Annotated in this window: 22 protein-coding genes and 2 pseudogenes; 11 read left to right on the forward strand and 13 right to left on the reverse strand. The window is 63.1% G+C overall.

Features of this window, described 5'->3' with window-relative positions; genetic code table 11:
* Positions 1 to 222 precede the first annotated feature (222 nt).
* On the reverse strand, positions 223 to 2,244 hold the full coding sequence (gene dnaG / locus V1279_RS28470; protein WP_334442763.1) for a DNA primase: 2,022 nt from the start codon (positions 2,242 to 2,244) through the stop codon (positions 223 to 225).
* A gap of 313 nt (positions 2,245 to 2,557) precedes the next feature.
* On the opposite strand from dnaG, the gene V1279_RS28475 reads away from it, so the two are divergent.
* On the forward strand, positions 2,558 to 3,127 hold the full coding sequence (locus tag V1279_RS28475; protein WP_334442767.1) for a chlorite dismutase family protein: 570 nt from the start codon (positions 2,558 to 2,560) through the stop codon (positions 3,125 to 3,127).
* A 141-nt stretch (positions 3,128 to 3,268) separates the two neighbouring features.
* Here the strand turns inward: V1279_RS28475 and V1279_RS28480 are convergent, their stop codons facing one another.
* The 3 genes and pseudogenes from V1279_RS28480 to V1279_RS28490 all read right to left on the reverse strand — a co-directional run bounded on the left by V1279_RS28480 (position 3,269) and on the right by V1279_RS28490 (position 4,719).
* Positions 3,269 to 3,667, reverse strand: coding sequence for a gamma-glutamylcyclotransferase family protein (locus V1279_RS28480; protein WP_334442770.1), 399 nt, complete (start codon positions 3,665 to 3,667; stop codon positions 3,269 to 3,271).
* A 31-nt stretch (positions 3,668 to 3,698) separates the two neighbouring features.
* Positions 3,699 to 3,791 (reverse strand): annotated as a pseudogene (locus tag V1279_RS28485) (transglutaminase family protein); the annotation flags it as partial.
* 7 nt (positions 3,792 to 3,798) lie between these two features.
* The gene (locus tag V1279_RS28490; RefSeq protein ID WP_334442772.1) at positions 3,799 to 4,719 is read right to left on the reverse strand and encodes a transglutaminase family protein; all 921 of its coding nucleotides are present in this window, start codon (positions 4,717 to 4,719) and stop codon (positions 3,799 to 3,801) included.
* Positions 4,720 to 4,821: 102 nt separating this feature from the next.
* Between V1279_RS28490 and V1279_RS28495 the strand changes: the two genes are divergently transcribed.
* On the forward strand, positions 4,822 to 5,625 hold the full coding sequence (locus V1279_RS28495; protein ID WP_334442774.1) for an N-formylglutamate amidohydrolase: 804 nt from the start codon (positions 4,822 to 4,824) through the stop codon (positions 5,623 to 5,625).
* Here V1279_RS28495 and V1279_RS28500 read toward each other — a convergent pair.
* From V1279_RS28500 to V1279_RS28515, 4 genes are all read right to left on the reverse strand, one after another.
* The gene (locus V1279_RS28500; protein ID WP_334442777.1) at positions 5,622 to 6,596 is read right to left on the reverse strand and encodes a DUF3592 domain-containing protein; all 975 of its coding nucleotides are present in this window, start codon (positions 6,594 to 6,596) and stop codon (positions 5,622 to 5,624) included. The genes V1279_RS28495 and V1279_RS28500 overlap by 4 nt on opposite strands.
* Positions 6,597 to 6,667: 71 nt before the next feature.
* Positions 6,668 to 7,285 (reverse strand): LysE family translocator, encoded by a 618-nt coding sequence (locus tag V1279_RS28505; RefSeq protein WP_334442779.1) that lies wholly within the window; start codon positions 7,283 to 7,285, stop codon positions 6,668 to 6,670.
* Between the two features lie 188 nt (positions 7,286 to 7,473).
* Positions 7,474 to 8,028: a hypothetical protein gene (locus V1279_RS28510; RefSeq protein WP_334442781.1), complete on the reverse strand. Its 555-nt coding sequence runs from the start codon at positions 8,026 to 8,028 to the stop codon at positions 7,474 to 7,476.
* Between the two features lie 11 nt (positions 8,029 to 8,039).
* Positions 8,040 to 9,485, reverse strand: a complete 1,446-nt coding sequence (locus V1279_RS28515) for an LVIVD repeat-containing protein (RefSeq protein ID WP_334442783.1) — start codon at positions 9,483 to 9,485, stop codon at positions 8,040 to 8,042.
* 119 nt (positions 9,486 to 9,604) lie between these two features.
* Here V1279_RS28515 and V1279_RS28520 point away from each other — a divergent pair, with 119 nt between their 5' ends.
* From V1279_RS28520 to V1279_RS28530, 3 genes are read left to right on the forward strand one after another with little or no spacing between them, the layout of a single operon-like run.
* On the forward strand, positions 9,605 to 9,919 hold the full coding sequence (locus V1279_RS28520) for an ArsR/SmtB family transcription factor (protein ID WP_334442786.1): 315 nt from the start codon (positions 9,605 to 9,607) through the stop codon (positions 9,917 to 9,919).
* Positions 9,912 to 10,379 carry an SRPBCC family protein gene (locus V1279_RS28525; protein WP_334442788.1) on the forward strand — a complete coding sequence of 156 codons (468 nt, stop codon included), beginning with the start codon at positions 9,912 to 9,914 and terminating at the stop codon, positions 10,377 to 10,379. Before V1279_RS28520 ends, V1279_RS28525 begins: the two co-directional genes overlap by 8 nt.
* On the forward strand, positions 10,376 to 10,888 hold the full coding sequence (locus V1279_RS28530) for an SRPBCC family protein (protein ID WP_334442790.1): 513 nt from the start codon (positions 10,376 to 10,378) through the stop codon (positions 10,886 to 10,888). The genes V1279_RS28525 and V1279_RS28530 overlap by 4 nt, the downstream gene beginning before the upstream one ends.
* 140 nt (positions 10,889 to 11,028) lie before the next feature.
* On the opposite strand, the gene V1279_RS28535 is transcribed toward V1279_RS28530, so the two are convergent.
* From V1279_RS28535 to V1279_RS28545, 3 genes and pseudogenes are all read right to left on the reverse strand, one after another.
* Entirely contained in the window at positions 11,029 to 12,639 is a 1,611-nt protein-coding gene (locus V1279_RS28535) for an acyl-CoA synthetase (RefSeq protein WP_334442792.1), read from the reverse strand.
* 173 nt (positions 12,640 to 12,812) lie between these two features.
* Positions 12,813 to 14,339, reverse strand: a complete 1,527-nt coding sequence (locus V1279_RS28540) for an FAD-dependent oxidoreductase (protein ID WP_334442794.1) — start codon at positions 14,337 to 14,339, stop codon at positions 12,813 to 12,815.
* Between the two features lie 22 nt (positions 14,340 to 14,361).
* Positions 14,362 to 14,531: pseudogene (locus V1279_RS28545) on the reverse strand (GTP cyclohydrolase I); the annotation flags it as partial.
* A gap of 114 nt (positions 14,532 to 14,645) precedes the next feature.
* Between V1279_RS28545 and V1279_RS28550 the strand changes: the two are divergent.
* Positions 14,646 to 14,957, forward strand: a complete 312-nt coding sequence (locus V1279_RS28550) for a hypothetical protein (protein ID WP_334442796.1) — start codon at positions 14,646 to 14,648, stop codon at positions 14,955 to 14,957.
* Positions 14,958 to 15,086: 129 nt separating this feature from the next.
* Here the strand turns inward: V1279_RS28550 and V1279_RS28555 are convergent, their stop codons facing one another.
* Positions 15,087 to 15,542 (reverse strand): GatB/YqeY domain-containing protein, encoded by a 456-nt coding sequence (locus V1279_RS28555; protein WP_334442798.1) that lies wholly within the window; start codon positions 15,540 to 15,542, stop codon positions 15,087 to 15,089.
* An 81-nt stretch (positions 15,543 to 15,623) separates the two neighbouring features.
* Here V1279_RS28555 and V1279_RS28560 point away from each other — a divergent pair, with 81 nt between their 5' ends.
* The 5 genes from V1279_RS28560 to V1279_RS28580 all read left to right on the forward strand — a co-directional run bounded on the left by V1279_RS28560 (position 15,624) and on the right by V1279_RS28580 (position 19,666).
* Complete coding sequence (locus tag V1279_RS28560) at positions 15,624 to 16,004, forward strand: hypothetical protein (protein ID WP_334442801.1); 381 nt, start codon at positions 15,624 to 15,626, stop codon at positions 16,002 to 16,004.
* A gap of 147 nt (positions 16,005 to 16,151) precedes the next feature.
* Positions 16,152 to 17,342, forward strand: coding sequence for a glutamine-hydrolyzing carbamoyl-phosphate synthase small subunit (carA, locus tag V1279_RS28565; protein WP_334442804.1), 1,191 nt, complete (start codon positions 16,152 to 16,154; stop codon positions 17,340 to 17,342).
* 220 nt (positions 17,343 to 17,562) lie between these two features.
* Positions 17,563 to 17,772: a hypothetical protein gene (locus V1279_RS28570; protein ID WP_334446606.1), complete on the forward strand. Its 210-nt coding sequence runs from the start codon at positions 17,563 to 17,565 to the stop codon at positions 17,770 to 17,772.
* 121 nt (positions 17,773 to 17,893) lie between these two features.
* Entirely contained in the window at positions 17,894 to 18,427 is a 534-nt protein-coding gene (locus V1279_RS28575; RefSeq protein ID WP_334442806.1) for a hypothetical protein, read from the forward strand.
* Between the two features lie 540 nt (positions 18,428 to 18,967).
* Positions 18,968 to 19,666 carry a Crp/Fnr family transcriptional regulator gene (locus V1279_RS28580; protein ID WP_334442808.1) on the forward strand — a complete coding sequence of 233 codons (699 nt, stop codon included), beginning with the start codon at positions 18,968 to 18,970 and terminating at the stop codon, positions 19,664 to 19,666.
* Here the strand turns inward: V1279_RS28580 and V1279_RS28585 are convergent.
* A complete protein-coding gene (locus tag V1279_RS28585) occupies positions 19,663 to 19,929 on the reverse strand; it encodes a hypothetical protein (protein WP_334442811.1) in 267 nt (88 codons plus the stop codon). The two genes, V1279_RS28580 and V1279_RS28585, sit on opposite strands and share 4 nt — an antisense overlap.
* Between the last annotated feature and the right edge of the window lie 75 nt (positions 19,930 to 20,004).

Genomic DNA, 20,004 nt, shown 5'->3' on the forward strand with positions numbered 1-20,004 from the left:
CGTGCCCCCTGAATATTCCGCATGCTCACGACGCGCAAAGGGCGGCGCAGACTGTCGCCACCCCTTTGACCGCCATCGCCGGTGTTATGCCAATAGCCCTTCGGCGCCGTTAAAGTAACCTTCGGACTATTAAGCTTCGCTTAACCCTGTTTTTGCCGCCAAACCATGGATTTGGCGAGTCTTTTTGCGGGCACGGCCGCCGCCGTCCGCATCATTTTTTTATCACACGCTCTTCAGGAACCGGCCCGAAAGCTCGCCAAAACCCTCGATCAGGGCCTCCGTGCCGTCGAGCGACTCCAGCCGGGCGCTCACGTCCTTAAGCCATGCCAGATTGGACTCACTGGGCTCATCGCCCAACGCCAGTTCGGCATCTTTCTTCTCCCTAAGTAGGGCGTGCGTTTTCTGATGCAAGACAACGAGTTGCTGCCAGGTGGCCAAAACATCTTCCCGCGCCGCGCCGGGCTTGGTGCCCCACACGGCCGAGGTCGTGATCGCCCGCTCAACCCTTTGAAGAACCTCGCCTAATCCGCGCGCCTCAAGATCGGCCCGCATTTTCTCGGCCTGCTCCTCGACGTCAGGAGAATGGTGATGGTCGTTGGCGAAGGCCGCGATAACGCCGGCGCGCAACTTATTTGCCTCGGGATGGGCCAGTTCCAGCGCGGCCACCTCCTCCAGATGGTCGTGCAGGAGCCACGGGTGATTGATCAGGGACTGCAAAATCAGCGCCTCGCGGCGGGACATGGCGCTGCGCTGGCCGCGCATGATCGGGCTGGTCGCGAGCTGCGGGCTGGCCGCCTGGTAGGGGCCGGACGCGATCACGGGGCTTGTGCCCGCCCCCGGCCCGCGCCCGCCCCGGGCGGCGAATCGGCCAGCGGGGCCCTGGTTGAAGCCGCTGCGCGGGGCAAAACGGCGACCTGATTCGCTTCCCCCTCCCCCGCGGAAATTGCCCCTGCCGTAACCGCCGCGGCCGCCGTCCGGCGCAAAAGTGCGCTGCAGGCGCTCGGCCAGATCCTGGCGATAGTAACGCCGCACGACCTCGTCACGAATGCCGTTACTGAGTTCGCCAATCCGCGCTTCCAGCGCCGCACGCCGCTCCGGCGTGGCAAAACTGCCGCCCTCGATCTCGCGCGACCAGAGCATGTCAGATAGCGAACGCGCGGCTGATATCACTTCCTCGATCGCGCCGCGCCCACCTGAGCGCGCGAGATCGTCAGGGTCCTGGCCTTCCGGCAGCAGCGCAAAGCGCAGGCTCTTGCCGGGAAGGAGAGCAGGCAGCGCCAGGTCGGCGGCGCGATAGGCCGCCTTTTGCCCGGCGCGGTCGCCGTCGAAACAGAGGATCGGCTCGTCCGCCATCTTCCAGAGCAGCGCGAGCTGGTTTTCGGTGAGCGCCGTGCCGAGCGGCGCGACGGCGCCACCAAAGCCCGCAGTGACCATGGCGATGACGTCGACATAGCCTTCGACCACGATCAATGGCGAGCCGTTATGCGTCGCCTGCCGCGCGGTTGACAGGTTGTAGAGATTGTCGCCCTTGTGAAACAGCGGTGTTTCCGGCGAGTTCAGGTATTTTGCCGGAACGTCCTTTTCCAGCGCGCGGCCGCCGAAGGCGATGACGCGGCCCCTCGCATCGGTGATCGGAAACATCACGCGATCCTTGAAACGATCGAACGGAACGGGCTTGTCCTCGCCCGCCACCAGCAGCCCCGCCTCCACCATGTCCTCGGTCGAAATGCCCTGTGCGCCCAGATGCTCCTTCAGCGCGAAACGATCCGGCGGCGCATAGCCAAGGCGAAACTGCAGCTGCGTCGCCGGAGAAATGCCGCGGTCGCCGAGATAGCCGCGCGCCTTGGCGCCGTTACGCGACGCCAGCGTGTCGGCAAAGAATTTTGCCGCGAGTTCCATTACGTCATGGAGCGTCTTGCGGCGCTGCTCGTGCCGCGCGGCGTCAGGGGTCGCCGCCGGCAGCGCCATGCCGGCCATCGCGGCAAGGCGCTCGACGGCTTCCGCGAAGCCGACGCCCTCGGTCTCCATCAAAAACGAGATGATGTCGCCATGCTTGCCGGAGGAGAAGTCGTGGTAAAAGCCCTTCTGGTCGTTGACCGTGAACGACGGCGACTTCTCCTGCTGGAACGGCGACAGCCCCTTAAACTCCCGCCCCGCCTTCTTTAACTTGACGCGGCGGCCCACGACTTCCGAGACCGGAAGCCGGGCGCGCAGTTCGTCGAGGAATTGAGGCGAGAAGCGCATGGGGTGAGTTTTTGCCTGAGTCGTGGCGGTTGCCAACCGATCATCGATATAGGGATGCGCCGGGAAAATACGAAGGTTGTCGGGCTTCTCCCGGCTATTCACAGGGCCGGAAGCGGCACAATCCCTCCTTCGTCATGGCCGGGCATAGCCGTCCGAAGGACGGCGTCGCTTCCGCTCGCCTATGTCCCGGCCACCCACGTCTTTGGCATCGCCAGCAAGAAAGACGTGGATGCCCGGGTCAAGCCCGGGCATGACGTAGTATGCGGCGTCGACTCCGCTTGAACCCATCCCCGTTCCGGGCTTCCATACCTCCATGTTCACGGTTTTCCGGGGCGGCCATAGCGGGGCGTGGCGGGTGACGCGGTTCGGGCCGGTCAGGGGCGCGTCGCTTTCGCCGACGCCGGCCCTGTCGGTCGTGCATTCGCTATCGATCGCGCTGCCGATCCTGCCCTCGCCGACCTCCTGGCGGCTGGCCGGCGTCGCCAGCCACCTGCGCTATACCGAGCGCGACGAAAAGAAACGGCTTGATGCCGTTCGAGCCGAGATCGGCCGCCCCGAGGCAACCTGCGCCGCGCTGATCCCGATCAAGAAATCGGCGGCGTGGTGGGAGCTGACGCAGGAAGAGCGGCGGCAGATTTTTGAGGACAGATCGCACCACATTGCGGCGAGCCTGAAATATCTGCCGACGGTCGCCCGTCAGCTCTATCACTGCCGCGATCTCGGCGAGCCCTTCGACTTCCTGACCTGGTTCGAATACGCGCCCGCCGATGCTGACAGGTTCGAGGAGTTGGTCCACACGCTGCGCGCCACTGAGGAATGGCGCTATGTCGAGCGCGAGGTGGATATCCGCATGGAGCGCGAGCGGCTGGATGCGGGTGTTTGATTCTCGTGCCCCGGATGCTGCGCAGCGCGAAAGCGATGCGCTGCTACGCCGGGGCCCACTCTTGCGGCATAACAGGCGTGGCCTTGGGTCCCGGCTCTGCGGCGCAGCGCTACGCGCCGCACCTGGTCCGGGACAAGAGAGCTACTGCTCCAGAAACTTGCCCGAGGCGATCTGTGGCAGGCCGGTGACCGGCCAGTTATAGACATAGGTCCACGCTTCGCCGGCCGCGCCGTCCGCGTGCGTCACGGACAGCATGCGGCGGATATATTCGGTCGGTTCCGGAAAGCCTGCGCCGCAGGCTTCATACATGTCGAGTTCGCCGAGCAGCGCGTCGCGGTCGCGCAGGCGATACAGTTCGCCGAACACGACGTCGCCGGCGTCATCCGAGAGCACCAGCCCCGGATAATGCTTGATGAGGTAGAGCCGGCCGCGGCAGGTGGCTGCGCCCAAAAAATCCGCGCTGCGCGACAAAAGCTGCGCCATCGGATGGTCGAAGCCGCGCATCAGCGTGCCGTAGACGAACAGACGATCTGAAATCATGCGCGCAGTTATCCCGTCAATGCGCCCGGGATCAAGCCGGCACGACCTCGTCGCTGATGACGAAAAACTTCACCAGATCAATCCGCCCGAAACTCGTGGACAGCGCGACGTCGGCGGCATCTCTCCATGGGTCAGACCTTTTCCGCCTGCTGTTCCCCGTGTTGCGCTGCTGTCGCCTCGCCGGCCGAGACGACGCTGATATCGACCTCCATGCCGGCGAACGCATCGGTTGGGCCGAGATACGTCCCGTGCAGCGGGACCGCCTGGCGCGGATCGCGCGCCACCGCCACCCGGATGAGATCGCGGGTGCCGACGATGCCATTGGTCGGATCGAACTCGATCCACCCCGCACTCGGCAGATAGACCTGCACCCAGGCATGCGTCGAGCCGCCGCCGACATGACCATGCGCGCCGTCGCCGGGAATGAAGATGTAGCCGGACACAAATCGCGCGGCGATGCCGAGCCGGCGCAGCGCCTCGATCATGAACAGCGCATAGTCGCGGCAGGTGCCGGATCCGGTCTGCAGCGTGTCGAGCGGATGCTGGGTGCCCTGCTCGTGGCGCTTGCGATAATTGAAGGCCTCGCGAATGCCATGCGTCATGCCGCTCAGGATGTTGAAGGTCGGCGTCGGCCCCTCGGCGTCGAGAAATTTTCGCGCCCAGGCCGACAGCTCGCCATTGGGATCGCCATATTGCGGCGTGACGAACTGCAACAGGTCGGGAAATTCCTCGTCGTCGTAGAGGAACGGATAGAAATGAGCGGGATCGTCCGCGGTCAGCGCGAACTCTTCCGCCGGATTGTGCTCGACGGTGGCGGTCGCCGTGAACGACAAGGTATCGGCGCGCTCGTCGAAGGTCGCGATCGCGACGGTGTTGCCGAACACGTCGTGGATCCAGCGCAGCTGCATCGGCTTCGGTTCGATCTCGAGGTGGCTTGCGCGTATCCGCAAATCATGGCCCGGCAGCGGCCGCAGCATGATGCGGTGCTCGCCGAACGCGACCGGGCGGGTGTAGCGATAAACGGTCTTGTGGTTGATGGTCAGGAGCGGCATCGTCAAACAATCGTCGATTCTGGTACGTCTGATCTAGACCAAATCCTGCTCAATTGTAGATCGGGGTGCCGTTTCGATAGGCACCGCTGTAAGGAAAACGCTTTGGACGCCGCCGCCAGCACAACCCTCCTCCTCAGCTCCGAAGATGTTCCTCCGGTCCGCGAGTTTAACGCAGCGGGACGGTCGCCGTTCCTGTTGACCTGCGACCATTACGGAAGGCTCATTCCGCGCGTGCTCGGCGACCTCGGCCTGCCGGAGAGTGAATTGACGCGCCATATCGCCTGGGACATCGGGATTGCCGGCGTCGCGGAGGCGCTGTCGGCGCATCTCAACGCCCATCTGATCGTGCAGCGCTATTCGCGACTCGTCATCGACTGCAACCGCCCGCCCCATGTCGCAAGCGCGATCCCGCGCATCAGCGAGGCCACGACGATTTCAGGCAATGAAGGCATTTCGCGCGAGGCCGCCGAGATACGACGCGCGCAGATCTTCGATCCCTATCACCGGCGCATCGACGAGATCATCGACCAGCGCGCGAGCGCCGATATGCCGACGGTGCTGGTGTCGCTGCACAGTTTTACGCCCGTCTATGCCGGGATCGCGCGGCCCTGGCATATCGGCACGCTCTATCATCGCGACACGCATCTGCCGCCGCTGCTGCTAAAGCTGCTGCGCGCCGAGGGCGATCTCGTGGTCGGTGACAACGAACCCTATGCAGTCAGCGACGAGACCGACTACACCATCCCCGTGCACGGCGAGGCACGCGGGTTGATGAACACGGGAATCGAAATCCGCCAGGATTTGATCGGCGATCCCGCCGGAGAGAAGGCGTGGGCGGAGCGGCTTGCGCGGATTCTTGGCGAGGTCGAAAACATGATGCGGGCGCGGCAATTATTGTACGCCTAGCCGTGGACGGCGGCGTAATACGCCACGCCCCAGATCGCTGCGGCGGCGAGCCATAGCAGCCAGACGAAGCCCGTGCGCGGCTCGAGCGTGGCCTGCGATGGATTATCAGGGTTGACCCGGACCTTCACGCTGGCACCGTTCTTGTAATCAGTGGTGGATTTGCGAACTAGCCAACTCGAGGTGGACGCGACGCTGCTCGCAAGCGTCGCATGCGTATTGGTGTAGGTGAGATTGTTGTACTTGTAGATGTAAGACACCCTGCGCTGATACATGGTCTGGCCGCGCGACCGTCCATCCTTAGGCGCAGCGCGGTACTGCTCGATGTCGGAAAGCTTGATCGCGCCCGTCACGACAGGCCATTTCATCGCCAGCGATGCATGCCGATGCAGGACCAGCGCAAACAGCGCCACGGCGGTGCCGAAAGCGCCGAAGGCAACGGCCGCTGCAGAATTTTCCGGGTGTGGGAGCCGCGTCGAGACGAACTCGGTGATCTGATGCAGGCCGACCGCCGAGCCGAACACGATCGCCAGCACGATCGCGGTGCCGATGCCGAGACAACCCCACATACCCTTCGGCAGGTCGCGCTCCAGCACCGCCTGGTCCGGATGCAGCGGATTGTAAAAAGCGGTAACGACAGCGCCGACCGGATATTTGGCGATGGTTTCGGCGACCTGGAAATTTCCAAGGTCCTCGCCGATGCTGACGCGGTTGTTGCGCAGTTTCCTGCCCGCAACCGAATATTCGTAGACGATGTCGGCGAAGTTGCGCTCCTCGAAGCGATGCCCCTCCTCCCGGTCGCCATCGATCACCTTGACCTTGCGCACCTCGGCTTTCGAGACCACCACCTTGCCGGCGGTCGACGGCCATTCGCGCGCGGCGCGCACCTGCAGCGACTTGTAGGTGGCGGCGGCGAGGATCAGCCCGAGCGGGGCGAGCAGCATCGCATAGACGAACCACGGCAGATCGGGCATCGGTCATCCCCCAACGACGGCGCTGGATTAGACGTGCCGCCGCCGTCGCGGGTTCAACAGCGCCAGCGGATTTACTTTGCCCGCGTCAGCGCCAGCCAGATACCGCCACCGATCATGAAGCCGCCGGAGACGCGCGACAGCAGCCGCGTGCGCTGCTTGGAGAAGAACAATCGCGCCCGGCCGGCCAACAGCGCGTAGACCGCGTCGGTCGAGGCGGCGATCACCATGAAGGTGATGCCGAGCAGCGCCACCTGCGGAAGGTGGTCCTTCTCCATGTCCATGAACTGCGGAATGAAGGCGCCGAAGAACACCAGCACCTTCGGGTTAGAGAGCAGCACCAGAAATCCCTGCAGGAAAAACCCGCCGCGTGGCGGCGGTGGTGGCTCGTCAGCGTTGACACCTTCGACCGGCGAACGGATCAGCTTGATACCGAGCCAGATGAGGTAGGCGGCGCCTGCAAAGCGCACCCAGTCGAACCAGTAGCCCATGGTCGCCATCAGCGAGGTCAGGCCGACCGCGACGATACCGATCACGATGGCGAGGCCGGTTTGCGCGCCGGCGCAATTGATCAGCGCCGCGCGGGTGCCATGCCGCAGGCCGTTGGCGATCAACAGCGTTACCACCGGACCCGGCAACAGCGCCAGCGCGATGCAGGCAGCGACAAAGGCGAGATAGGCTTGAAGGGACATGGGGAGATTCCGGTGAGAGAAACGTCATGGCCGGGCATAGCCGTCTGAAGGACGGCGTCGCTTCCGCTCGCCTATGCCCGGCCATCCACGTCTTATCGCAAAGCGCGACCGATAAAAAGACGTGGATGGCCGGGATATCTGGCGCGAAGACGCGCTTCGCGCTTTTGCCCGGGCATGACGGAGATATTTCAACGCCCTTCCATCGCAGCCGTCATCCAGCGCGTCATTTCGCCGGTTGCCAGAAACGCCAGCGCCGCGCGCCGCACCTCGGAAGCGTCACCCCGGCCGCGCGCGACCGCGACGAGGAGATCGCAGCGGCGCGAGACCGCGACGCCGACGGCGATGTGCGGTGAACCGTCGGGCATTTTGAGGTCATAGGCCCTGATCCGGCCGGGCATATCGGCGAGCCGAACAATATCGCCAGGCGCGAGCGGCGCAAAATGCTGGCTCATCAGATCGAGATCGGCGACGCGATCGACCTCGTCGTCGTCGGTGACGCCGCGATCGCAGTTGCAGAAACCCATCTTCGGCCGCAGGTAAAGCTCCACCTCGCCGCCGCACGTAGCCACGCCGCAGCGAAAGGCCTTGCCTGCGGGCCAACCATCGCGGGGAAACGGCCAGGCGATCTCCTGCCACTCGCCTTTCTGTTCATCTTGGCCCGGCGCGACGTGTTGATAGGCCGCAGCGCCCGACAGCGCACCGAGCGCCACGATGGCTGACACAATGACCGGCCAGCGACGCATCGCCGGCGTCCTCAACGAAGGCCGGCGACGGCGCGCGCCGGGCCGGTCAGCTCCAGAATGTGCAGGCCGGTATTGGCGCGGTCGACGATATAGATGTAGCCGCGCTCGTCGGTCTCGACATTGTTGGTCTGGATCGCGACCTTGCAGCGATCCCTGCCGTCGATCTTGACGCAGCGTTTGTCGGTCGCCGCCGTGATCGCCGGAATGAAATAGCCGACCTCAGTGGGATGATAGGGATCGCGAATGTCGAGCGCGCGCACGCCCGCATTGAAGAAGGATATGAACGCCATCTTCTTGTAGAAGACCGGCGCCATGCTTTCGTTGGAGGAATGCGCGCCGAACCGCCCTCCCCGCTCGCAGAACGCCCCGCTCGCCTCCGGCACCGTATAGCTCGAGATCATCATCGGCCGGTTCTCGACCGTGATATCGGCGAACCACACCATCTGCCGCGGCTCGTTGCATTCGTTCAAGATCGCCTCATCGACGATCATCACGATGTCGCGGGTCTTGCCGTCCTTGTCGCGCGTGAATTCCGCAATCGGCATGCCCGGCATCGGAAACGTCGTGTGCGCGCCATTGAAAGCCGACATCGCCAGCCGTGCAATTTCCGGCGAGCGCAGATTGTCCGTTGTCGGCTCCCTGGGGCCGCCCAGCAGTTTCTCGCGATCGACGATCTGCAGGATACCGCCCTTGTTGGTGCCGTAGCCGAAATAGACCCGGTTGCCGGAAGGGCCCGTCGAGATCGGTCCGTGCAGTTCGGTCGGCACTGCGCCGGTCGAGCCGGGCTCCTGGCCGGGAAGGCCGAAATCGCGGATCTTCTGCGGATGCGCGGGATCGGAGAGATCATAGACTTGCGTCATGCGGCGCGTGCGCCAGTCCGGCGCGCCTGATACCAGGAAGGCAATGCCGGTGTCGCATTCCCACCAGTTCTTGTGCGTATCCTTTAATCCGGCAATCCGCATGATTAGCACGGGATTGGCGGGATCGGCGACGTTCCAGATCTCATGCGCCTCGCCGCCGAACGTCCGCAGCATGTAGACCGCGTTGCGATCGCCCTTCGGCAGCGCCTTGCCGTCACAGATCCGCACCATCTGCGCGCCGCCGGCTTCATATTTGCCGTCCTGGCCCGGGAGATGGCGCAGATATTTGGGCTGCGAGGGATCGGTGACATCGACGATCGACGTGCCGTTCGGCTCGGCCTTGCCGGTCTGCGGATTGACCGGCGCCGGAATATCGTCGCTGCCGCCGTGATGGCCGATATAGGCGATCCAGCGGTCGCCCTGATGATGGATGGTCGGCTGATAGGCGCTGCGCGCCTGCAGGTCGCTGGTTCCAACGAGCTTCATGTTGAGCGCTTCGGGCGGCGCGCCGATCACTTGTTGCTGCGCACAAGCGATGCCTGAGTATGCGAGGAAAAGAATCGAGAACGAGGCTGCGAGTTTAAGGTGACCGCTCATGTTCCACCCCGACTGTTCAAGGCCAATCTGCGCTGGCTGAGCGCACGATAACACAGCGGTGGGCTGCGCCCAAAACACGCCCTTGACATGCAACCATTCGGTTGCCTATTATCCGAACCATGGATGAGGTCTTCAAAGCGCTTGCCGATGCATCGCGGCGCTCGCTGCTGGACAGGCTTCACGCCAGAAACGGACAGACGCTGAACGAACTCTGCGACGGCCTCGCCATGACGCGGCAGGCGGTCACCAAACACCTTGGGATTCTCGAGGCGGCCAACCTCGTCAGCACGCTCCGGCATGGCCGCGAGAAGCTGCATTACATCAACCCCGTCCCGATCCATCAGATCGGCGAACGTTGGATCAAGAAATTCGAGCGCGGGAAACTTGCCGCGCTCAGCGAGTTGAAACGGCAACTGGAGAAGCGTGATGAGTAAGCCGGAATTTGTCTACGTCACCTATATCGAGACCACGCCGGAGAAATTGTGGGAGGCACTGACGTCCAGCGAATTCTCCAAACGCTACTGGTTCGGCACCGAGCTGAAATCCGACTGGAAGGTCGGCTCGCCGCTGGCGCTGGTCATGAACGGCACCACGACCGATACCGGAGAGATTCTCGAGGCCGATCGGCCGCGGCGACTCTCCTACACTTTCAAGCATGTGACCAACGAGGCATACCGCAACGAGAAGCCTTCGAAGGTCGTGTTCAATATCGAACAGCACGGCAGCTTCGTGAAGCTGACGCTCACGCATGAGGGTTTTGCAGAGGGCAGCAAGCTGTTGGACGGCATCTCCAAGGGATGGCCGGCCATTATGTCCAGCCTCAAGAGCCTGCTGGAATCCGGAACCGCGCTGGAAATTCCCGTTTCCGCGCTCGGCATCGAGGGCGCGTCATGAACATTGAGAATTTCAAGCCCGCCATTGTCTATACCATCTACATCGCTTCCACGCCCGAGACGGTGTGGGAGGCGCTGACCAGCGCCGAGTCCAGCCGACAATATTTTTCCGGCCATGCGGTCGAAGTCGATCAGAGGATCGGCGGCGCCTTCATCATGCGCACGCCGGACGGCGCCTTGCATATTTCGGGTGAGGTCATCGAGTGCGAACCACCAAGGAAGCTCACCGTTACCTTCAACGTCAATTGGCCGGCGCTGGTGGAAAAGCTCGGGACGACACTCGTCACTTACGAGATCGAGCAGGCCGGCGACGTCGTCAAGCTGACGATGCTGCAATCGCACGACCGCGACATCAGCGACGACATCCTGTCCGGTGGCCGCGTCGGCTGGCCGGCGATCCTGTCGAGCCTGAAGAGCCTGCTGGAAACCGGCCAAGCGCTGGCGATCAAGATGCAGCCGCCGGAACGGATGCTGGCCGCGCTGAAGGAGCTGGGCATCGGGACGCCGTAGCCATGGTCGTCCCTGCGAAAGGAGGGACCCATACTCCGCGGCTGTTGTTGTTGGAGAAGAAAGATAACTACCGGCGTGTAAAATCATTACCGCCGGTGGGTATGGGTCCCTGCGTTCGCAGGGACGACGGTGAGAGCTCCCTACCCCAGCGCCCGCAACTCACGCCGCAGCACTTTTCCCGTCGCTGTCATCGGCAGCGTGTCGGCGAACTGCACGAAGCGCGGATATTCGTGTGCAGCGAGCTGCACCTTGACGAACTCCTGGATCTCGCGCGCCAGTTCATCGCTCGCCGCAAAGCCCGGGCGCAGCACGATCCACGCCTTGATGGATTCGGTGCGGATCGGATCGGGAATGCCGACCACCGCCGACATTGCCACCGCCGGATGCTTCATCAGCGTGTGCTCGATCTCGGAGGGACCGACGCGGTAGCCGGCGGTGGTGATGACGTCGTCCTCGCGGCTGACGTACCAGAAATAGCCGTTCTCATCCTGCACGCCGAGATCGCCGGTCAGCAAAAATTCGCCGGCGTATTTTTTGGCGGTTGCTTCAGGGTTCTTCCAGTATTCGATCATGGTGCACGGACAGGGCTGCCGCACGCCGATGATGCCGCGCTCACCCTTCGGCAATTCCTCGCCCTTGTCGTTGACGATGCGCACATCGAAGCCCGGCGTCGCCTTGCCCATCGAGCCGGCGCGAATCGGAAACAGGTTGGAGTTGCTGCCGATCACGAGATTGCACTCGGTCTGGCCGAACACTTCATGCGCATCGATGCCAAAAGTTTCGCGCACCCAGCCGAGCAATTCGCCGCCGAGCGATTCACCGCCGGTGAAGATGCTGCGCAGTTTGACGCCGGGATTTTTGACGCCGGCCTGCCGCATCAGTTTCAGCGCGGTCGGCGGCAGGAATACGTTGCGTATCGAAAGCTCGGCCATCATCGCCATCGCCGCCTGCGGCTCGAATTTGCGCGCGCGGTGGCCGACCAGCGGAATGCCGTGATACCAGAATGCCAGCAGGGCGTTGATCAGCCCGCCGATCCAGGCCCAGTCGGCCGGCGTCCACATGAGATCGCCGGGGCGGGGCAGAAAATTGTGGCACATCTCGACATTCGGCAGATGGCCGAGCACGACGCGATGGGCGTGCAACGCGCCCTTTGGATTACCTGTGGTGCCCGAGGTGTAGATGATCAATGCGGGATCGTCGGCCGAGGTGTCGACAGTCGTAAAATCCGGCGATGCGGCTTTCAACGACGCCCAGAACGGCTTTGTGCCTGCAGCCGGCTTGCCGCCGATAACGTAGATATTCCTAAGCGCTGGGAGACGGTTGCGGATCTTCGCAAGCTTCGCCCAGCCTGCTTCATCCGTCACGATCGCCTCGGCCTCGGAATTCGACAGGCGGAATTCCAGCGCGTCCTCGCCGAACAGCGCGAACAGCGGGATCGAGATCATGCCGGAGCGAAACGCCGCGAGATGGGCGATCGGCAATTCAAGGGACTGCGAAAGAAACACCGCGACGCGGTCGCCGCGCACCAGGCCATCGGCTTTCAGGACGTTGGCAAAACGGCGCGAGGCTTCCGCGACCTCGTCGAACGAGGTGCGCGTGGTCGCGCCGTCCTCATCGACATAAACAAGCGCGAGACGGCCGGAGCCGTCGGCGTGACGGTCGCAGCACGCGGTCGCCATGTTGAAGCGCGCGGGAATGTCCCAACGGAAATTGCGGTAGAGCTCGTCGTAGGTCGAGGCTTCGGTGAGCATGGCGTCTGTTGTTTCCGTCCCTCGTCATGGCCGGGCATAGTAGTCTGCTTTTGCGCAGACTACGTACACTTGTCTGCGCTCCCGGCCATCCACGTTCTTGCTTATCGGCAAGTTTAAAGACGTGGGCGCTCAGCACAAGGCCGGCACGACGGGAAAGGCTTTGTTGCCCTGACTTAAAGTAACATCGCCTTTTCCATCGCAACCTCTGCCTTGAGGCTTGCAACGTCGCGATAGATCGAGGCGACTGCGAGGACGCGGCCGTTGCGCTTGTACTGGAGCAGGCAATCCCTGCCGGCGATGTTGCCGTCCACGGTTATTTCATCCCATTTCTCGGCGTGTCCGGCATAATTGATCGGCACATCGTAGTGCTGGCTCCAGAAGAACGGCACGGCATCGAACGGCTCGCGCTGACCGAGCATGTTTCGCGCCGCAGTCTGGCCCTGACGCTCTGCCACCACCCAATGTTCGACGCGGATGTTCCCACGGGAATGCGGATCGGGCCAGCGCGCGATATCACCCGCGGCATAGATGCCGGGGACGCTGGTTTCGAGATAGGCATCGACGGCGACGCCGCGATCGATCGCCAGCCCCGCCTTTTCGGCCAATCCAAGACGGGGACGCACGCCGACGCCTACCACCACGATATCGGCCTCGATCGCGCCACCGCTCTTCAGCATCGCGCGTTTGCCGTCGATCGCGGTGACGGTGTCACCAAGATGAAAGATGACGCCATGCTCTTCGTGCAGGGCGCGGACGAAGTCGCCCAACTCCGGCCCCAACACGCGCTCCATCGGCCGCTGCTCCAGCCCGACGACGTGGACCTCGACGTTTCTGGCGCGCAACGACGCCGCGGCTTCGAGCCCGATAAAGCTCGCGCCGATCACAGCCGCGCGCTGGGCGCCATCGGCCAACGCAATGATGGCGCGGGAATCCGCCAGCGAGCGCAGCACGTGAACATGAGGCTGATCCACGCCCGGTATCGGCAGGCGCACCGGCTCGGCGCCGGTCGCCAGCAGCAAGCGGTCGTAGGGGATGGTCTCACCGCCGGCCGTGACGACATGGCGTGCGTTGATGTCGATTGACGTGACCTCGGTGTTGAGCCGCAGGTCGATCTTCGCCTCGGCGTAGAAATCATCCGGCCGCAACGGCAGCCAATCCTCCGGCGCACTGCCGGCGAGATAGTCTTTTGACAGGTTCGGCCGGTCTACCGGCGCCGCCGCCTCGTTGCTCAGCATCACGATGCTGCCGCGATAATCCTGCCGCCGCAGCATTTCGGCTGCGGCAAAGCCCGCCGCGCCACCGCCGACGATCACGATTTGGCCGAGCACATCGGTGGCAGGCTTCGCCTGCGGCCTGGGCTGCTCACGCTTTTCCCGAACGAAGATGCGATCGTCTTCCTGCTCGACCTTCCAGACTGCGATTGGATTGAGCGCAGGCGCCCGGGTGGCTTCGCCGGTGCGCAAATCGAAACAGGCGTGATGCCAGGGACAGCGGATGCCCTCGCCGGTCACGAGGCCCTCGGCCAGCGGCCCGTGATAATGGCTGCAATGGGCGCCGATCGCAAAGATCTCCGATCCCGAACGCACCAGCACCACTTCATCGTTGCCGACATGGCCGAGCAAGGTCTCGCCGGCGAATTTGGACAAGGGGATGCCCTTTGAAAGATCGGGACCGGCGGGAGGCGTTTGCTGATCGGCCATGTCGTCCTCCGCTCTCGTTGCGCTATGTCGCCATTCCCAAAAATTCCTGACGGGTCAGCGCGTTGTCGCGAAAGCAGCCCAGCATGCGGCGGGTCACGAGGTGCACGCCGCATGCGTCGTCATGCCGTGGTGCGATGTCTTGATAATCACGCCGACGCCCTGCGGTTCCAGGACATCATTGACGGTGTGTGCGGAGAGGTCAGCTTGGCCGCCGCCGGTGATCGAGCAGCTTAAGGTGGGGGCCCCGGTGGAACCCTAGGTGTTCGTGCCCGTTGAACCTCCAGATCAAGCCAGGGAGGCCCCCACATGATGAAGATCGCTTTTGCCGTGGCGGCAGCCGCAGCTGTGCTGACGACTGCCCCGCTCGTTACTCCGGCCAAGGCCCAAGACGTCAAGCAAGGCGTCAAAATGGCCCAAGTCGGCGTCGATGTTCAGGTCGGGCGGGACCGCGACGACCGTTATTATAGGGACCGTCGCCGGTACGACTCCGACACTACAGTTGGCGTCGGCCCAGGCGGTGTCACCGTCGGCCCGCGACAACGCTGCCACTGGGAAACTAGGACGATTGAACGGGACGACGGCCGCAGGATCACGCGCAGGGAGCGCGTCTGCGACTGAAGCCGCGAGCAACGCGACGTCTGCTTTCAGTGCCGTAGCCCGGATGGAGCCAAGCGCAATCCGGGGCCATCTCACAACACGGCCCGACTGATCCCGGATTTCGCTTCGCTCCATCCGGGCTACGGACGATCATCCCGTCAGCGCCGCCTTCACCATGCCGCTGGCCTTGCCGAAATCCATCTGCCCGGCGAATTTCGCGCGTAACACACCAATCACCTTGCCCATGTCCTTCATGCCGGCAGCGCCGGTCTCGGCGATGGCGGCAGTGATCGCAGCCTTCATCTCTTCCTCCGACATCTGCTTGGGCAGATAGGCGGAGATCACCGCGATCTCCTCGCGCTCCTGCGCAGCCAATTCGGCGCGGCCGCCCTTGTCGTAAAGCTCGACCGATTCCTGGCGCTGCTTGATCATCTTTTGAAACACGCCGAGCAGGTCGGCGTCCGACAGCGGCGGCTTGCCCTCCCCGCGCGCGGCGATATCGGCGTTCTTGATGGTCGAATTGACCATGCGCAGCGTGGAGAGCTTGCGCTCGTCCTTGGCCCTCATCGCGTCTTTGACCGCATTGTTAATGTCGTCGCGCAGCATGGTTTCCTCGCTGAGAATGCAGAGAATTAGGTCTCGCCCAGAGACGCTCGGTTAATCCTCTCGGCCTATATAAGGACTGGCATGAAGGTCGAAAAGCAGTTTGCTGCGCTGGTATTGTGTCTTGTGGTGCTTTGGGCAAGCCGTTTTGCCCCCCTTTCGTGCGAAGCTCTTGGCGATCATCGCATTGAAGCCGCACCGTCGTGGCTGGCGATCGCCGCTGCGGGCGTACTCCTGACCGTTTTTATGTATCCGCTCGCCTACGACGTGGTTTCTTTCCTGACATACCGGTTGGGTTGGAACGCAAACTTCGATCATCTTGAGGTCCATCCGGGCGACCCTCCTGCGCCGAACGCGCGGCCTATATCCCTGAAGACCAAACTGCTCCTGCTCTACCCGCTTGATCTTGCTGCCGTGATCGTCTTCCTGCTGCCTTGGTGGACGAAAGTGGCCTACTGCGGCTAGGGGACCCGTTTCAGGCCGATTTGGCCCAAACCGGCTGGGGCCGGCAGAACCGGCTGTCAAATATGCGGCAAACGCATGTGAATCCCTTGCTTTTCTTGGCCTTCCGGCTTTGACGCGCGGGGTCGCTTGCGACTATGAAGTGCGCTCATGACAACATCTGTAAACGCCTCAGCCTGGCCGGACCACAAACCGACCGCGCTCCTCGTGCTTGCCGACGGTACCGTGCTGGAGGGATTTGGCCTCGGCGCGGAAGGCCACGCCGTCGGCGAAGTCTGCTTCAACACCGCGATGACCGGTTATGAGGAGATCCTCACCGATCCCTCCTATGCCGGGCAGCTGATCACCTTCACCTTCCCGCATATCGGCAATGTCGGCACCAACGAGGAAGACATCGAGACGGTGAACATGGCGGCGACGCCAGGCGCGCGCGGCGTGATCCTGCGCACCGCCATCACCGATCCTTCGAACTACCGCGCCACAAAGCATCTCGATCAGTGGCTGCGCGCCCGCGGCATCATCGGCCTTTCCGGCATCGACACCCGCGCGCTGACCGCGCTGATCCGCTCCAAGGGCATGCCGAACGCGGTCATAGCGCACTCGAAGAGCGGCGAATTCGACCTGCACGGGATGAAGGAGGAGGCGCGCGAATGGCCGGGCCTCGAAGGCATGGACCTGGTGCCGATGGTAACTTCCGGCCAGCGCTTCACCTGGGACGAGACGCCATGGGTCTGGGAAAAGGGTTTTGGCCGGCAGAGCGAGCCGGAGTTCAACGTGGTCGCGATCGACTACGGCATCAAGCGCAATATTTTGCGGCTGCTCGCCGGTGAAGGCTGCAAGGTCACGGTGGTGCCGGCAACGACGTCGGCCGAAGACATCCTGGCGATGAAGCCGGACGGCGTTTTCCTGAGCAACGGCCCGGGCGATCCGGCCGCGACCGGCAAATACGCCGTCCCGGTCATCCGTGAGGTGATCTCCTCGGGCACGCCGACCTTCGGCATCTGTCTCGGCCACCAGATGCTGGGCCTCGCCGTCGGCGCCAAGACCGTGAAGATGCATCAGGGCCATCACGGCGCCAATCATCCGGTCAAGGACGAGACCACCGGCAAGGTTGAGATCACTTCCATGAACCACGGCTTTGCCGTGGACCAGGCGACGCTGCCGGAGGGCGCGACGCAGACCCACATCTCGCTGTTCGACGGCTCCAATTGCGGCATCGAGCTCAAGGGCAAGCCGGTGTTCTCGGTGCAGTACCACCCCGAGGCCTCGCCGGGCCCGCGCGACTCGCACTATCTGTTCAAGCGGTTCGCCGATCTGATGCGGGCGAACAAGCGGGCGTAGGCCACACTCGTCATTGCCGGGCTTGACCCGGCAATCCATCTTTTTGAAGAGTGATGGATGCCCGGATCAAGTCCGGGCATGACACCTGATATGTATCGAAGGCACTGGCTTAATCCCACCTGATTTAGTATGATGACCATCATAGTTCGTGGCAGGAACCAACCCCATACGCGACAAACCCGCCCCTGATATCGAGTACGGCGTGACGCCGACGCATGTTATGGCGTCGATGTCGGGCCTCGATTTCGTCCGCGCCATCTTTGACGGCAGATTGCCGGCGCCGCCGATCATGCAGAACGTGGAGCCGTTCGATTCCACCGCCGAGACCGGCCACGCCACCGCGGAGGCGCGCATTACCGATGCCAAGGGCCGGCTGCTCGCGCATGCGACGACGACGTGTCTGGTTTTCGAGATTCCAAAGGGAACGTGAGGCGCTGGCTTTGGTTTGATCTTGTAGGGTGGGCAAAGCGAAGCGTGCCCACCATTGCTTGCGGAGTGCTTGGTGGTGGGCACGCTTCGCTTTGCCCACCCTACGATTTCGGAGGAAGCCCATGTCCGTCGTCAGCGCCGATATCGAACCGCTCACCTTCATCTTCGAGGACGATGGCCTGGTGCCCAACAACCCGATGCCGTTCCTGGTCTACAAGGGCGCGGTCGACGTTGCGAACGATCACCCCGAAAAGACCGTCGAGGGACTGTTCGGCGCCAATGGCTGGGGCGCGATGTGGCGCAACGGCGTCTACGATTATCTGCACTACCATTCGACCGTGCATGAGGCGCTCGGCGTCGCCCGTGGACATGCGCGTGTGCAGTTCGGCGGTGACCACGGCAAGGCGCTGGAAATTTCCGCCGGCGACGTCGCAATCCTGCCCGCGGGGACCGGCCACCAGTTGATCTCGGCAAGCGTTGATTTCTGCGTGGTCGGCGCCTATCCGCCGGGACCGCCGATGCAGATCACGCGGCCGACGCCGGAGAACCATGCGAAGGCGCTGAAGACCATCCCGCAAGTGAAGCCACCGAAGACCGATCCGGTGCGGGGAGAAGATGGCCCGCTGGTCCGGCTATGGAAGGGCAGCGCGGCTTAGACGAATGCGCCCGTCATTTGGGGGGCCGCAATTCGCCCTTGATCCAGCCAACGGCGCTGGATTCGAGTGGATCGTACGCCACCGTCCTGGTTTCGGTGTGGCCGCATTTTGGACATTCGAACGTACGTTGCTCCAGGCCTTCCGACCCATCCGAGACGGCAGAGGTGATCATCCGCGCCTCACAATCGGGGCAACGCGGGCGCATCGGCAAAAGCTCTGGAGGGGGTTTTTCCGGGGCTAGCATGACATTCACCAGCGTTGGGTTGAACCTGTCGGCGGTTTAGCACTCCGCGTGCCGACAGCCATTCACAAAGCCTTAACTAACTAGTGAAAACGCCATTCGATCCGTCCAATACCCGACACTTGGCATAGTGGCTGCAAATATATCCGCTGAAGTGTCCGATACCCGACTATCAGTCCCGAATTAATTAGCTATTGCCGTTACTTGCGCCCACTGTGGGTCTATCGCCGGATTACAGTCCTAGGCATCGGTGACAGAGAGAGTTGAAGCTCCCGCCTATCTTCGCGCTGGAGCTCCTCGTGGCCGCTGAAAATCACCTCCTGAGTAAGCTGGATGCTTCAGCGCTGGCCCTGCTGAAACCGCACATGCGGACGATTGCGGTCGAACATGGCGAACTGCTCCACGGCTCCTCGTTGGATATCGAGTTCGCCTATTTCCCGCGCTCCTGCATTATTTCCGTCCTCGCCAGCACCGAGCAGGGCGGGACCGCCGAGACCTCCATCGTCGGTCGCGAGGGCATGATCGGATCCTCCTCCATCCACGGCATCACGACGTCGTTCGCGGATGCGATCGTGCAGGTCGCCGGCGAAGCCGTCCGCATCCCTGCCGCGGAAGTTCATCGGGTCGGACGGGAGAACGAAAGCTTTCGAAAGACCGTTGCGCTGTTCGATCTCTCCTTGCTGGCACAGTCGCAGCAATCGACCGCCTGCCAGGCGCTGCACCAGGTGGAAAACCGGGCGGCGCGCTGGCTCCTGCAGTGCCGGAAGCGGCTGGGCAGCAACGACATCCGCCTGACCCAGGAGTTCTTCGGGCAGATGCTCGGGGTTCAGCGCACCACCATCAACCTGGTCGAGCGCACCCTGCAGAATGCCGGTCTCATTCAGATCGGCCGCGGCCGCATTTCCATCCTCGATACCGAGGGGCTGCACGCCGTCTCCTGCGACTGTTACGAGCGCATCGAACGGCGGTATGAGGAGCTGCTCGGCCCGCTTGACTAGACGCCGGGCGCGGGCTCGCCGGAAGACAGCCGCATCGCGGCGACCCGGGCGACGAAAAGCCCGATGACAAGATTTGCCCGTTCAGTCTCCAGCTTGTCGCGGATCGGTCCGATCGGCTCGGTCGCGCACATGGTCTTGATGCAATCGAGGGTGCGGGACAATGAATCGACCACCGCCAGTATCGGTTCGATGGATGGCGGCGCCGCCAGCGGCTCCGACACCGCTTCAGGCTTCGGGCCACGAAATTCAATTACTTTCTGCATCGCTCAATTTCCAAATTAGAACAGCCAGTAACACATGGCCCGGTTGCACCCGCATCATCCTGCACGGGCTCATCG

The organism is Bradyrhizobium sp. AZCC 1610 (assembly GCF_036924515.1).
Lineage (GTDB): Bacteria > Pseudomonadota > Alphaproteobacteria > Rhizobiales > Xanthobacteraceae > Bradyrhizobium.